At 53.9% G+C, this 14,594-nt stretch carries 14 protein-coding genes; all 14 read left to right on the top strand.

All coding sequences use genetic code 11. The features are described from left to right. Positions 1-118 precede the first annotated feature (118 nt). Positions 119-3,088: a 4Fe-4S dicluster domain-containing protein gene (locus tag QMG16_RS18215; protein WP_281796516.1), complete on the top strand. Its 2,970-nt coding sequence runs from the start codon at positions 119-121 to the stop codon at positions 3,086-3,088. 10 nt (positions 3,089-3,098) lie between these two features. Then, entirely contained in the window at positions 3,099-4,445 is a 1,347-nt protein-coding gene (gene nrfD, locus QMG16_RS18210; protein WP_281796513.1) for an NrfD/PsrC family molybdoenzyme membrane anchor subunit, read from the top strand. Then, complete coding sequence (locus QMG16_RS18205) at positions 4,442-4,954, top strand: DUF3341 domain-containing protein (RefSeq protein ID WP_281796511.1); 513 nt, start codon at positions 4,442-4,444, stop codon at positions 4,952-4,954. Before nrfD (QMG16_RS18210) ends, QMG16_RS18205 begins: the two co-directional genes overlap by 4 nt. After that, on the top strand, positions 4,938-6,236 hold the full coding sequence (gene nrfD, locus QMG16_RS18200) for an NrfD/PsrC family molybdoenzyme membrane anchor subunit (RefSeq protein WP_281796509.1): 1,299 nt from the start codon (positions 4,938-4,940) through the stop codon (positions 6,234-6,236). Before QMG16_RS18205 ends, nrfD (QMG16_RS18200) begins: the two co-directional genes overlap by 17 nt. Positions 6,237-6,249: 13 nt before the next feature. After that, the gene (locus tag QMG16_RS18195) at positions 6,250-6,786 is read left to right on the top strand and encodes a cytochrome c3 family protein (RefSeq protein ID WP_281796507.1); all 537 of its coding nucleotides are present in this window, start codon (positions 6,250-6,252) and stop codon (positions 6,784-6,786) included. Positions 6,787-6,835: 49 nt separating this feature from the next. Further along, positions 6,836-8,203, top strand: a complete 1,368-nt coding sequence (locus QMG16_RS18190) for a cbb3-type cytochrome c oxidase subunit I (protein WP_281796504.1) — start codon at positions 6,836-6,838, stop codon at positions 8,201-8,203. Then, positions 8,200-9,153, top strand: a complete 954-nt coding sequence (locus QMG16_RS18185; RefSeq protein WP_281796501.1) for a cbb3-type cytochrome c oxidase subunit II — start codon at positions 8,200-8,202, stop codon at positions 9,151-9,153. The genes QMG16_RS18190 and QMG16_RS18185 overlap by 4 nt, the downstream gene beginning before the upstream one ends. Further along, complete coding sequence (gene ccoS, locus QMG16_RS18180; RefSeq protein WP_281796499.1) at positions 9,154-9,420, top strand: cbb3-type cytochrome oxidase assembly protein CcoS; 267 nt, start codon at positions 9,154-9,156, stop codon at positions 9,418-9,420. It abuts the gene before it with no gap. 7 nt (positions 9,421-9,427) lie between these two features. Further along, entirely contained in the window at positions 9,428-9,697 is a 270-nt protein-coding gene (locus QMG16_RS18175) for a hypothetical protein (RefSeq protein WP_281796497.1), read from the top strand. 35 nt (positions 9,698-9,732) lie between these two features. Continuing rightward, positions 9,733-10,020, top strand: a complete 288-nt coding sequence (locus tag QMG16_RS18170; RefSeq protein ID WP_281796495.1) for a hypothetical protein — start codon at positions 9,733-9,735, stop codon at positions 10,018-10,020. Next, entirely contained in the window at positions 10,020-10,523 is a 504-nt protein-coding gene (locus QMG16_RS18165) for a c-type cytochrome (protein WP_281796493.1), read from the top strand. The genes QMG16_RS18170 and QMG16_RS18165 overlap by 1 nt, the downstream gene beginning before the upstream one ends. Positions 10,524-10,538: 15 nt before the next feature. Further along, positions 10,539-11,237: a sulfite exporter TauE/SafE family protein gene (locus QMG16_RS18160; protein WP_281796491.1), complete on the top strand. Its 699-nt coding sequence runs from the start codon at positions 10,539-10,541 to the stop codon at positions 11,235-11,237. Next, a complete protein-coding gene (locus QMG16_RS18155) occupies positions 11,230-13,785 on the top strand; it encodes a heavy metal translocating P-type ATPase (RefSeq protein WP_281796489.1) in 2,556 nt (851 codons plus the stop codon). Before QMG16_RS18160 ends, QMG16_RS18155 begins: the two co-directional genes overlap by 8 nt. Positions 13,786-13,958: 173 nt before the next feature. Then, positions 13,959-14,561, top strand: coding sequence for a peptidylprolyl isomerase (locus QMG16_RS18150; RefSeq protein WP_281796487.1), 603 nt, complete (start codon positions 13,959-13,961; stop codon positions 14,559-14,561). Positions 14,562-14,594: the final 33 nt, after the last annotated feature.

The following is a 14,594-nucleotide window of genomic DNA, read 5'->3' as shown; positions in this document are numbered from 1 at the left end:
ATCACTGATCGGGATCATAGGGCTCTATGCTACATGCTCTGTTACGTTGTCGGAGCATTTCGGCATGTCAGGTCTTTTTGTTGTGGATCATTTTACCAACAGGCACGGGAAGTTTGTGATGACAGCAGGTTTCAATCGTCGGGAATTCTTGAGGATTATGGGCCTGGCGGGAACAACGGCCATGGTGGGTTGTTCTTCAGAGTCCGGCCGGACGTTGATTCCTTATATTGTTCCTATGGACGACATTCTCCCCGGTGAAGCCACCTGGTACGCAAGTACCTGCCGGGAGTGTCCGGCAGGCTGCGGTCTGCTGGCAAAGAACCGCGATGGTCATGTGATCAAGGTGGAAGGAAACCCGCTCCACCCCATCAATGCGGGTCGGCTTTGCGCCAGGGGCCAGGCTTCCCTTCACGGACTCTACAATCCAGATCGATTTCGCGGCCCTCAAAGAAGGAACTCCGCAGGGGATATGGAGCCGTTTTCATGGGATGAGGGGATGAATCTCCTGACCGGGAAACTCGGTGAAATCGCCGCAAGAGGCAAAGCGGACCGGATTGTTTTCATTTCGGATATCGTGAGCGGAACCCTCAAGGATTTCATAACGTTCTGGCTATCTGAGATGGGTTCCAGCGAACACATCATCTACGAACCCTTTTCGTACGAACCGCTCCGCAAAGCCCATCAACTTGTCTTTGGAATGGACGGAATCCCTTCTTACCGGTTGGACCAGGCGGACTTTCTCGTTTCCTTCGGCGCAGGTTTCCTGGAGACGTGGCTTTCCAACGTGGAATATGCAAGACAGTTTGCCGCTTTCAGGACTCCACACGAAAAAGGGAAGAACCCTTTTTTCTTTGTCGGCCCGCGAATGTCCCTCACCGCCGTCAATTCAGACCAGTGGATCGCGACGGCCCCCGGTGATGAATACCTGGTTGCAGCAGGCATGCTGAAATTTCTGGTGGACGCTCCCCTCATTCAGAACATACCATCCAAACAGCGGGATGCCGTGAAGGCTTTTACGAGCGGTCTTTCCATGGAAGCCATTACAGGGAGAACGGGAATCCCGGAAGAAACGTTGAGGCTGATGGCGCTTCAGTTTTCACGGGCCGAGAGGCCACTTGCTCTGGCTGAAGGACTTTCATTTTCGATTCCCAACGCCACGGAAACGGCAGTGGCGGCAAATCTTCTCTGTTCCGTGCACCCCGGTTCGCGGAAAGCCATCGATTTTCAGAATCCTTCCATTCACGGCACGGTCGATTCGGCAGCCAGGATGAAAGAGATTTCGGAAAAAATGAAGCACGGAGAAGTAGACCTTTTGCTGATCTATAATGCCAACCCGGTTTTTTCTCTTCCATCTTCCTGGGATTTTCAAAAGAGCCTGAAAAGAATTCCTTTCATTGTCAGCTTTTCGAGCGCGATGGATGAAACGACAGAGTCGGCGCACCTCATCCTCCCGGCACACACCCCTTTGGAATCTTGGGGGGACTATTCACCCCGGCCTGGAATCACGGGCATTCTGCAGCCGGTCATGGGGCCAGTCTTTGATTCCCGCCACGTGGGCGACATTCTTCTTGCCGCAGGCAAAAAGATAAAAGGTCCGAACCGGTTCCCCACAGAAAATTTCTACCAGATCCTCCGAAATTCCTGGCAGGTGCAGGGAGAAAAAAAGGCTCCCGGAACGCCTCCTGAAGGATTCTGGCAGGAAACCCTTCAGCAGGGCGGCACATGGGAACCCGAAAGCCGGGAGCCTGCGATATCTTTACCCGTCCCGTCGAAATTTTCCCCGAAACCATCGAAAGTTCCGGACCTCGGCAGCAAGGATTTTCACTTCACGGCATTTCCCACCATTCAATACTATGACGGACGGGGAGCCAACCGGCCCTGGCTTCAGGAAATGCCCGACCCGATCGCTCAAATCACGTGGGGATCCTGGGTGGAGATCCATCCCCTAAAGGCCAGGGAACTGGGTATCCAGAAAGGGGACATCGTTGTGATCCGTTCCCCCCATGGCAGCATGGAAGTCCCAGCGTTCCCCCTCTCCACGGTTCCGCTGAACACCCTGGCCGTGCCCATCGGACAGGGGCATACGCATTATGGGCGTTTTGCAGTGGCCGAATACGGCAATCCCATGGAACTTCTACCGGATCGAATCGACAAGACCAGCAAGGGAATGTTTCGCCCGGCTTTCAAAGTGACCCTCGAGAAAAAAGAGCGTCATGTTCCCGTTGCTCATACGGATGGAAGCCTTTTTCAGCACGACCGTGACATCGCACGATCCATCTCCATCGAAGAGTACCGGCAGGGGGTAGCAGATCAAGCCGAGCCTCATCTGTATCTTCCCCTCCCCGAAGGCTATGATCCAAAGAAAGACTTTTATCCGCCTCACGACCATGTGGACTATCGGTGGAGCATGGTCATCGATCTGGACCGTTGCATCGGGTGCGGCGCCTGCGTGGTGGCCTGTTATGCGGAAAACAATGTGGCCATTGTGGGAAGAGACCAGATTCTCAAAGGGCGTGAGATGTCATGGCTGCGTATTCAACGCTATTTTGATCCCGACTGGGGCACGGCTCGATTTCTCCCCATGCCGTGCATGCACTGCGACAACGCGCCCTGCGAATCGGTCTGTCCGGTTTATGCCCCCCATCATGGAAAAGAAGGTCTGAACAACCAGGTGTACAACCGGTGCATCGGTACCCGGTTCTGCGCACAAAACTGCCCCTATAAAGTGCGCCGTTTCAACTGGTTCACCTTTACGCGCCCCGAGCCATTGAACTGGCAACTCAATCCCGACGTGACGGTGCGTCAGAAAGGGGTCATGGAAAAGTGCTCCTTCTGCGTGCAAAGAATCATCGAAGCCAAGCTCCGGGCCAAGGACGAAGGCCGCAAAGTGCGGGACGGCGAATTCACCACGGCCTGTGCCCAAACGTGCCCTACCGAAGCCATTGTCTTCGGAAACCTCATGGACCCCGACAGCCGTGTGTCCCGCCTGATTAAAGAACATCGAACCTATCAGGTCTTGGAGCATCTCAACACCAAGCCTGCCGTTTTCTATCTCAAGAAATTGACCCAGGAACCCTTTAAATCATAGCGGGCTGCCCATGGAAGACATCAGTTACAGCAAGATCAACCAGGACATTCTGCGCAACATGTCCCCTCCCGGCCGGGAATACTACGTCCTTTTGGCCATGGCCTTCACGGGGGTTCTCATCGGAGCCTCCTGCTGGGGGTATCAGATCGCCACGGGGCTTGGAGCCGCAGGTGTAAACCTGCCGGTATTCTGGGGGACCTATCTCATCAACTTTGTATTCTGGGTGGGTATCGCACACTCGGGCACCCTCATTTCCGCCATCTTGTATCTTTTCCGGGCTCCCTGGAGGACGGCCATCGCTCGCAGCGCCGAGGCGATGACGGTTTTTGCCGTCTCCGTTGCAGGTCTCTTTCCCTTTATTCATCTGGGAAGAGTCTGGATCGTCTACTGGATTCTCCCCTATCCCAACCAGCGCAATCTCTGGCCCAACTTCCAGTCCCCTCTCGTCTTCGACGTGATTGCCATTTCGACTTATCTCACCGTCAGCGTGCTCTTTTGGTACACCGGCCTCATTCCCGACCTGGCCGTTGTGCGGAGCAGCTCCACGGGGTTGCGTCGTAAAATCTATGGCTTCTTCTCCCTGGGCTGGCTCGGGAGCCACCGGCAGTGGAACCACTACGGAACGGCCTATCTCCTCTTCGCCGCCTTGGCCACCCCCCTCGTCGTATCCGTTCACAGCGTTGTCTCCTGGGACTTTGCACTCTCCATTGTACCGGGCTGGCACAGCACCATCTTCGCACCGTATTTCGTGGCGGGAGCCATTCATTCCGGGCTCGCCATGGTGCTCACCCTCCTGATCCCCCTGCGGCGCATTTTCGGGTTCGAACATCTCATCACCATGAAAATCCTTGAAAATATCGCCAAGACAATCATTTTCACGGGGCTCATCGTGGGGTATGCGTACGGAGTGGAATACTTCATGGCGTTGTACAGCGGGAATATCGCGGAACGAGACACTTTCATCTGGAGGGCCATCGGGCACTATGCACTGGAATTCTGGATCATGGTCCTCTTCAACACTGTGGCTCCCCTTGCCTTTTTCATCAAGAAAGTGCGCACGGATCTGAGGTATCTTTTCGGCATTTCCATTTTGATCAACATCGGCATGTGGTACGAGCGTTTCGTAATCATCGTGGGGTCGGCCGCTCATCAGTTCGACCCTTATTCCTGGGGCTATTACACTCCCACATGGGTGGAATTCGGAATCATGATCGGTTCCTTCAGCCTGTTTTTCTTTCTGTTTCTCTTGTTCACCAGGTTTATACCGACAATTTCCATGACGGAAATGAAGGAAACCGGCAGACACTCGCGCAGGGAAAACCCAACCCATAAGGACCGCGGCAGGAAAAAGCCATGACGCATCAAAAGACAGTAATGGGCATTTTCGCCTATATCGATGATCTGCTGAAGGCGCTGAAGTTTATGGCGGAAAACGACTTCAAGGTGCATACCGTCTATTCGCCCTTTCCGCACCATGAGATCGAGGAAGCTTTGCACCTCAAGCCCAGTTCCGTTCGGTTCTTCACTCTCTGTGGAGGCATCCTGGGTGTCATGGTAGGTGTCGGCCTAGTGGTCTATACGTGCATGCAGTGGAAGTTCATCGTGAGCGGTAAACCCATCATTCCTTTCGTACCGGCCGTGGTGGTGGGATTTGAATTTTGCATTCTGCTGTCCGTGCTTTTCAACTTTGGAGGGCTCCTTTTCAGGAGCAGGCTTCCGAGGCTGCGCCGCCCCGAGCATTACGATGACAGGTTCAGCCAGGACCATTTCGGGATCTTGATCCAGTGTTCGGAAACCGATCTGGACCGATTGTCAAACATCCTGAAAGAAGCTGGTGCGGAGGAAATCCATGAAGTCGATCGATGAACCCCGCCCGGACCTTTTGACCCGACTCGTCGGGATGGATCGCCGCATTCCGGCCCTCGCTTTTCTCGCCATGGTTCTGGTCGGCGGGATCTCTTTCTGGTCAGGCATTTCGAATGAGAACGCTCAGAGGGTCTGGCAGGCCTATCTGACCAACTTCCTGTTCTGGACGGGGCTGGCCTATGGGGCCGTCCTGTTTTCCGCAGTCCTCAATATGACCAATGCCCGCTGGGCCCGTCCCATGAAGCGTCTTGCGGAAGCCCCAGGAGCCTTTCTGCCTTTTTCATTCCTGTTTTTCCTGATTCTGTATCAGGGCCGGGAGAACCTGTTTCACTGGATTCACGAACCGGTCCACGGCAAGGAATGGTGGCTCGACGTAAACTGGCTCTTTGCAAGAGACGGAGTGGGAATCTTTCTCCTCTCAGGCGTTTCGCTGGCCTTGATCTACTTTTCTGTCCGGAGCGACTTGAAATGGAACGCAAGGGAGGGGGTAACCGGGCGGGAAGCTGAGCCGGAAGAGGTTCCGGGGCGGAAAGAAATTCAATCCCGGCATTGGCGGGCCCAAGTCGTTCTATCGCCGGTCCTCGGCATTCTTTACGCCCTGGTTCTGACCCTTATGGCCGTCGACCTCATCATGGCTCTCGACCCCCACTGGGTCAGCACTCTTTTCGGGGCCTATTATTTTATCGGCAGTTTTTACTCGGCATTGGCCGCCCTGTTTTTCATGACAATCCTTGCAAGAGAATCGGAGGCGTTCAAAGACATTATTCAGCCCAAACACATGCACGACCTCGGAAAGCTTCTCTTCGGTTTCTGTATTCTCACGGGAGACTTCTTCTATTCTCAGTTTCTTGTAATCTGGTACGGGAACCTTCCCGAGGAAACGCGGTATGTGCTCCTGCGCATCCGCCAAAGCCCCTGGGAACTTCTGGCATGGACGGTCCTCCTTGTCTGTTTCGTCATTCCTTTTGTGCTGCTTTTGAACCGCAGGATCAAAATGAAACCGGTTCCCATGATGGCCCTGAGTTCCGTCATCCTCCTGGGAATGTGGCTGGAACGGTTCCTCCTGGTGGCTCCGTCCCTGTGGAAAGGGTCCGGCCTTCCCATAGGCTTTACGGAGATTTCGATCACGGCAGGTTTTTTCGGGGTCATGGCTTTGTGTCTCATGGCATTTTTCCGTCTTTTTCCGCTGCTGCCGCTTTCTGATCCCCTGTTCCGGGAGCAGATACGCCAAGTGCAGACGGAGAGCGGGCATCAACAAGCAAAAGGCCCGAAAAATTTTTAGACTTAGGGGTAACATGGCTGAGAGCACAGAAAAAAATGGAAAACCGATACTGAGGTATGGCTGGTTGGGGATTGGGGCGCTTTTGCTGGGCGCCACGCTCTATCTCTATTATATATACCCTGAGACGAGTATCGGTCCCAAACAGCCCATACTCTTCAGCCACCGCCTGCATGCGGGGGTGAAGGAGATCAATTGCAAGTTCTGTCACCCCTTTGTGGAACGGTCCCGGAACCCCGGCATTCCCGAGATGCAGAAATGCTTCTTCTGCCATGAATACATCATAACGAAACACCCTCAAATCGTTAAAGAAAGGGAGCACTACGATACCAAAACGCCTGTACCCTGGGTGCGGGTTTTCTATATACCGGATCATGTCAAGTTCAATCACAAGCCGCATATAAAGTATGCAAAACTTGACTGCACGGCATGCCACGGCGAGGTGAAGACCATGGACCGCCTGCAGAGAGTCGATTTCAAGATGCAGTTTTGCATTACCTGTCACCAGGAACGCAAGGCGCAGCTGGACTGCTGGCTGGCCTGTCATCACTGACGCATAAGGGATGGATGGGATCGCATAGAAAAAAACAGGGGGAACCGCATTGGAATTTTTGAGGGATGAACCCCACGGAACAGTGAAGGCATATTATCTGAGTTCGGCCATCTGGATGGTTCTTGGAACTCTGGCCGGATTCACCGGCGCCGTGGAACTGATCGCACCCGAACTGCTGGGAAACATTCCGTGGATCGTTTTCGGAAGAATCCGGCCGATGCATACGAACGCGGTCATTTTCGGCTTCGTGGGCTCGGCGCTTATAGGCTCCGCCCATTATATCGTACCCACCATGGTAAGGGCCCCGCTCTACAGCGAGCGGTTGGGGAAAGCCACTGTCTGGCTCTGGAATTTTTCCGTCGCAGCCGGGACGATTACCCTTTCTCTCGGCTACTCCCAAAACAGAGAATATGCCGAATGGATCTGGCCTATTGACGTGATGATACTGGCCGCACTGGGGATGGTTTTCCACAACCTTCTGGAAACCGTTAGACGACGGAAGGAAGAGCTCCTCTATGTTTCCGTCTGGTACGTTTTTGGCGCACTCGTTTTTACCTTTTTCATCTATTTTTTCGGAAATGCCGTATGGAATCCTTCCACCGGGTCCATCACGGGGATACCTGACGGCATTCTGGCGTGGTTTTACGGGCACGGAGTGGTGGGACTTTTTCTCACCCCGCTTGCCGTCGCCATCGCCTACTATGTCATCCCCATCACCTGCCGGGCCCCTCTTTACAGCCATACCCTTTCCCTTCTGGGCTTCTGGTCGCTCCTCATGATCTACACGCATATCGGTACACACCATATCCTGCAGGCTCCGACTCCCACCTGGCTCAAGGTCATCGCCATCACCGGGAGCATCGCCATGCTTTTACCCGTGGCGACGGTACTGATCAACCTCTGGCTCACCATGCGGGAACGCCTGCCCTATATCCTTGGAGACACGGGCGGTAAGTTCGTTCTGGCGGGAACGGTGTGGTATCTGCTCACCTGCCTGCAGGGTCCTCTGCAATCCCTGCCCAGCGTACAGAAAATCACCCATTTCAACAACTGGGTGGTCGCGCATGCTCACATGGGGGTCCTGGGATTTTCAGGCATCATCGCGCTGGGGGGAATGTATTTCATCCTGCCTCGAATCACCGGCCGCCCCCTGTACAGCAAGTTTCTTGCCGATATTCAGTATTGGCTCGTCCTCCTTGGGATGTCCGGTTTCTTTGCGATTCTGACTGCAGCGGGACTCATTCAGGGGAACGGGTGGTTGAATGGCGAAACCGTCTACCGGGTCCTTCCGGAAATCCACGTCTACATGATTCTGCGCCTGGCCGTGGGCACGCTCATCGTCTCGGGGGCCATGATCGGACTGTACAATGTCTACAGGAGCCTTTACAGCTCCGGGACAGGGAGGGAAACATCATGAAGATGACGCCCCCTCTTATCGTTTATGGCGGCGCATTGATTTTTGCGGCGGTTTTTTTCGTGGTGGTGGTTCTTCCATGGAACACCATGACCGACAAGCCATCCGAAATCTTTCGTTCCAGAACGGCCCTTGAAGAAAAAGGACGAAAGCTTTACGTAAACAATGGCTGTTCGTACTGCCATTCCCAATTCATCAGGCGCATCGACTGGGATTTGGGAGCGGAACGTATTGCCCAGCCGGGCGATTACATTGTGGAACGCCCTCATCTGCTTGGCACGGAGCGCACCGGCCCGGACCTTTCGCAGGAGGGAGGGGAACATCCGGACGACTGGCATGTGGCTCACTTCATCAATCCTCGCTACGTCCGTCCCGAATCCCTCATGCCCGAATGGGCGTTTCTGGGCATGGACAATATCCGGGCGTTGATCGCCTACAAGCAGAGTCTGGGCTACAAGGACGCAGACTACCGCGTTCAGCGTCAGCATGAGTGGAAACAAAAAGCCATCGAAGCCTATGAAAGTGGGACAGACGCCAATGTGGCCTGGCTGCACGAACAGGTTCCCGAACCCTGGAGGAAATTGCCGAACCCCTATCCCACCAGCGAAGCGGGGTTAAAGAGGGGACACAAAATCTACCAGGGCTTTTGCATCGGCTGTCATGGTCCGGTGGGCGATGGTATGGGACCGGCCGCACCCCACCTTTATCCCCCCCCTCTCAATTTTACGACCGTAAATGGAAGAGGGATATCCGGCGGCATTCTTTACTACCAGATCATGAACGGAATCACGGGAACGGCGATGCCTTATTTCAAGCGGGAGCTGGAATCGGAAAAAATCTGGGATGTGGGCAATTATGTCGCCGTGTACTTCATTTCCGAGACAGACGCCAACCAGGAACCCAGGGGGATCGATGCAGCTTATGAACCCCCTGAAAAAGCGGAGAAAAAGTAAATGGCCTACTACATGGGTTGGATACTCCTTGTAAGCGTCAGTGTCTGGACCGCTTTGATCGCTTTTGTCTGGGCGGTTCGGGCAGGGCAGTTTTCCGATCAGGGACGTGCCCGGTTTCTGCCTCTTATCGAACAAAAGGATCTTCCAGACCTACAAGAGCCTGTCAAAATAGGGCGCGGAGCTTATGCCCTTTTGTTCATTTTAGCTCTTGGAGGTATCGGCATGTTGGCCGTCATCGGCTTATCCATTATTCATATGAAGGGTTAGGTGGGTCATGAGATATTTCCCGGTGCTGGACTTCCAGAACGTAGTGCTCGCCATTTGCATTGGGCTCACAACACTCATTGTTCTCTATATCTCCTTCCGCAATTATGACCGTCCAAGTGCCGGCGGTGATCAGGAAAAGCCCCTGGAAGAATACCCGTCCGGCATTCGGGCCGGGCATCACCCCATACCGCCCGTTGTAGCTCTCGTGCTCGTGGGAGTGATCTTCTTCGCCGTCTATTATGTCATCTTTATTGGAATCAAAGGGCCTACTTTTTGATGGTATTCCTGCCGGGTCCAATCAGGAAAGAAGCCATGGAAAGCATTTCTTCGAATCAAGAAAGAAAATCCATCCTTCGCAGCTGGGCCATTGTGGTCGCCATTGCCCTGTCCTTTATCTGCTGGGGCATTTTCATCTTCTTTGCCGTGGGAGACAAGGGACAACCCTCATGGGATTTCGATATCGTCGAAGATATTCCTTCGGAATCCATCTATTCCACGCACCGAGCCACAAAGATTTTTGGACAACCGGCCCCTTTAGCGCCGCAGCATGTGTCCGGAGTGACACCCGGCCCTATTGAGCCTGCAACAGGAGGGAAATAATGATTGCCTGCCCATCCAGACTGATCTACTACATTCCGGTAGTGATGATGGCGTTCTCCCTGCTCTGCGGGTGCGACTATGCACGCATGAAAGAACAGGAGGCGCTGCGCACTTACAAGACGGTCATCCCGGAAATGCCCGAAGGGACGATTCCCACCCGGGGAGGAATCGAAATCGCCAGAAAATCAGATCCGAAGACCCTGCAAAATCCCCTGATCCTCTCGCAGGAATCCGTGGCCAGGGGGAAAACGGGTTACGAAACCTATTGCCTCATGTGCCATGGTCCCAATGCGGACGGGAATGGAACGGTCGGTCAGAGCTTCCATCCCCTCCCGACCGATCTGAGAGACCCGAAGGTTCAGGCGCAGACTGACGGAGAAATCTTTTACAAGCTGAGTTTTGGAGCCAAAAGACAGCCCCCGTTGGCTTACACCATTGCGGAGGAGGACCGCTGGGCCATTGTCCATTTCATCCGCTCTCTCAAAAGCCCTTCAAACGGCTAAAGGCAAGGACTGCTCATGTTCTCTTTCTTCCCTTTAAGCATCGGACTCCTTGGGAGCCTTCACTGTCTGGGAATGTGCGGTCCCCTGGTTTTAGCCTACTCCCTCCATCTGCAATCTCAATCGGACACAGCGACAAAATTTTCCACATTTCCTGCCAGGCTCGGGCTATTCCACCATATAGCCTTTCACATCGGTAGACTCGCCACTTACGGCATTCTCGGAGCCCTGGCTGCGGGTCTTTTCCGGGCCGTCGACCTGACCAGGATCTTTTTCAGTCTACGCAGTGGAATGTCTTACGTTGCGGGATCGCTGCTGGTTTTTCTCGGTCTGATGCTCCTTCGGGCAATTCCCCTGCCCGCTTTCTTGACCTCCGTTTCCCTGGGCCCAGGTTCCTTTTTCGGCCGCTGCTTCCCTCCCCTGTTCCGGTCTCAAACTGTTCTTTCAAAACTCTTGTTGGGCATGGCCACGGGGCTGATTCCCTGTTGCCTGTCATGGGCGATGATTGTCACGGCGGCTTCCACTCAGAACCCGATGCAGGGTTTCATCACAATGGTTCTCTTTGGAGCGGGCACCGTACCCGCCCTGTTTTTTACAGGGCTTTCCGCTTCTTTTCTCTCTCGGAAAGTTCGATTTCTGGGAGAGAAAGTGGCCGCCGTCTCCATTATTTTCATGGGCATCGTTCTGATCCTTCAGGGGGCTCAAATCATTGCCTGAAGCCTCGTCTCACCGCCGGTCCATACTTTCGGAACCCAAAGCCGTGTCCCACCATCCCGTAAAGAAAAAATGCAGCCTGTGCGGCCTTCCCGTGGGAAGATCTACGGCTCAGCGTACGATCCATGGCACAACGTACGACTTCTGCTGTCCTGGATGCATGTACGTCTTTGAAATCCTATTCAATAGTCCGGATGCGGCAAACCTTGATTTCAAAGAGACGGAGCTCTACCGCGCCTGCGTCGCTTCCGGGATCATTCCCGCCAACGAAGAGGAACTGGCCGCACTTCAGGCCAAACAGGCCCCACTGCAGGAGGCTCTTTCACCCAAAGCTGAATACCCGGAAGGCCTCTCCAAGGAATTGACCTTTCGAGTGACAGGGATGTGGTGCACGGCATGCTCATGGCTCATAGAGGAGGTGCTGCGCAAGACCCCAGGCATAGTCGACGTTCGGGTCTTTTTTCTCTCGGATCTGGCACAGATCAAGTATCTGCCGCATATCATCTCTTTAGAGGACATCCTGAACCACATATCGAAACTCGGATACCGTGCTGCGCTTTTCAGTGAAGACGACTCTCACGGATCAAAGGAAAAGAAGAATCTTCTCATACGGTTGGGGGTTTCCGCCATTCTGACCGCCAATGTCATGATGATTTCCTTTGTCCTTTACTTCGGTTTTTTTCAGGAACTGGGTAAAGACGCCGTCGAATATCTTTCCTACCCTCTCTGGATACTTTCGACCCCCGTGGTTTTTTATGGCGGATACCCCATCCTCAGACGGGCATTTCTTGGGCTTCGCCAGATGAGCACCTCCATGGACACACTCATCGCAGTAGGGTCTCTTTCCGCCTATTTTTACAGCCTCGTAAGCATCGGCACGGGCAGTCTGCACCTCTATTTCGATACGGCCGCCATGCTGGTCACCATCGTGCTTGTGGGCAAATACATTGAGATCCAGGCACGAGAACGGGTTTCCAAAGGCATCACGGAACTCTACCGGCTTTCCAAGGGAAAGGTCCGCCTGGTGCATGCAGGCCTTGAACGGTGGGTTTCTTCCGAAGCGGTGGAACCCGGCAACGAATTCATCGTTCTAGCGGGCGAACGCATACCCGTCGATGGAATCATCCTTTCAGGGACAGCCGAGTTGGACGAGTCTTTCCTCACCGGCGAATCACGCCCCGTCAAGAAAACAACGGGGGACGAAGCCATGGGGGGCGCTCACCTTCTACAGGGAAAACTTTGCCTCAAAGCCACGCGAGTGGGAAGCGAGAGCGCCATCGGGCAAATGATCACCCTCATGCAGGAGGCGCTCACTGGGAAAAATTCTTTTGAAATCATTGCCGACCGCATCACACGCATGGTTATTCCTCTCATTCTCCTCCTGGCGGCAGGGACTGCGGGGTACCTGTGGTTTGTCCGCGGCCTCACCTCGGACGAGGCCCTGCTGCGGGCCGTGACCGTCCTGGTGATCACGTGCCCCTGCGCTCTCGGTATAGCCACTCCCCTGGCCAAGGTGGCAGCCATCGGTATGGGGAGAACTCACGGGATACTCATTCGGAACACCTCGGCCCTGGAGCGGGCAAAAGACCTGGACGTGTTCATTTGCGACAAGACGGGCACGATAACCGAGGGCTCTTTTTCGCTGCGCCGGATCATCGCTTCCCATGTTTCTCCGAGAGAAGCCCTCGCAAAGGTGGCGTCCATCGAAGTGGGCGCATCCCATTTTCTGGCTAAAGAAATTCTCCGTAAAGCCCGGGAACAGTCCATCGAATGGGAAGAAGCATCCGATGTGGAAGCATTCGAAGGACTGGGAGTGAAAGGGTGTGTAGGAGGAGAGACAGTGGCTGCCGGCAACAGGGCATTCATGGAAATGGAAGGGCTGCTCTTTTCCCCTCAAATGGACGAAGATGCCAGGGAATTGGAGAGCAACGGAGAGACGGTTGTTTTTTTCGGCTGGAACGGCAAGGTAGAGGGGTGCATGGCTTTCGGGGATACCCTCAAAAAGGGCGCGTCGAGTGCGCTGGATCAGTTGCATGCCAGGGGCATGACCGTCCACCTTGTTTCGGGGGATTCCCAGGAAACGACCCGTGCCGTGGCCCGCGCTCTTGGCATTTTGAACTTCGTGGGCCAGGCCCTTCCCAGAGACAAGGTGGAGATCGTTCGAAAGTTGCAGGGAGAAGGACACAGGGTGGGCATGGTCGGAGACGGAATCAATGATGCGGCGGCCCTCGCCCAGGCGGATGTGGGCCTTTCCCTCGGAACGGGATCGAACATTCTCCAGGAAGCGTCGGACATTTCCCTCATCACGGGACATCCCGAAAAATTAGTGGAAGTGCTCGACCTCTCCAGGACGACGACACGCATCATTCATGAAAATCTCGGTTTTGCCTTTCTATACAATATCCTGGGAATTCCCCTGGCGGTCACGGGGATTCTCAATCCTCTCATCGCCGTTCTGGCCATGTTCGGCAGCAGTCTCACGGTGATTGGAAACACGCTTCGCATTTCAAGGAAAAGGATCAGCTCCAAGAACAAGAGTTTAGCTGTTTGACGCTTTTTGATTCTTTTTTTATCCGCAGATTGCGCAGATTTTCGCAGATCAAGAAACCTTTTATCTTGGGGGAAAATCATTTAGTCTGTGCAACCTGTGTAATCTGCGGATCGGTTTAGCCTGATTTTCAGCACACCAGTATCCATCTACAAATGCTAAGAGGAGGATCTCTCATGTCCAGAATTCTAATGACCATTACGTCGCTCATTGCAGTCACGACTTTGTTTCTCAACCCCTCCACCACAGTGGCGGAGGAAAAGACAAAAAAACCCGCCAATCCGGTTGTCGTAATGAAAACGTCATTGGGAGAAATTCAAATTGAACTCTTTCAAGACAAGGCCCCCATCACCGTAAAGAATTTTCTCAGGTATGTGGATGAAGGAGCGTATGACGGCACGATTTTTCACAGAGTCATGGATGATTTCATGATTCAGGGTGGGGGGTTCACACCGGACATGAAAAAACGAGAGACGCACGAACCCATCAAGAATGAAGCCTCTGCGGAGCTGGGAAACGATCTGGGAACCATCGCCATGGCCAGAACGAATGTCGTGGACAGCGCCACTTCCCAGTTTTTCATCAATGTAAAAAACAACGATTTTCTCAATCACAGGGACGAAACTCCCCAAGGATTCGGGTACGCGGTTTTTGGGAAGGTCGTCAAAGGGATGGATGTAGTGGATAAGATCAAGAAAGTGGAGACGATAACGGTGGGAGGCCACCAGAACGTACCCAAAACCCCAGTGGTGATAGAAAGCGTCAAAAGGCTGAAGTAAGGCGCAGTTTCTACGATAAGTGAAGTACCAACG

This window comes from Desulforhabdus amnigena, from assembly GCF_027925305.1.
Lineage (GTDB): Bacteria > Desulfobacterota > Syntrophobacteria > Syntrophobacterales > Syntrophobacteraceae > Desulforhabdus > Desulforhabdus amnigena.
Note: the sequence above shows the minus strand (reverse complement) of the source record. Positions and strands in the feature narration are given on the sequence as shown.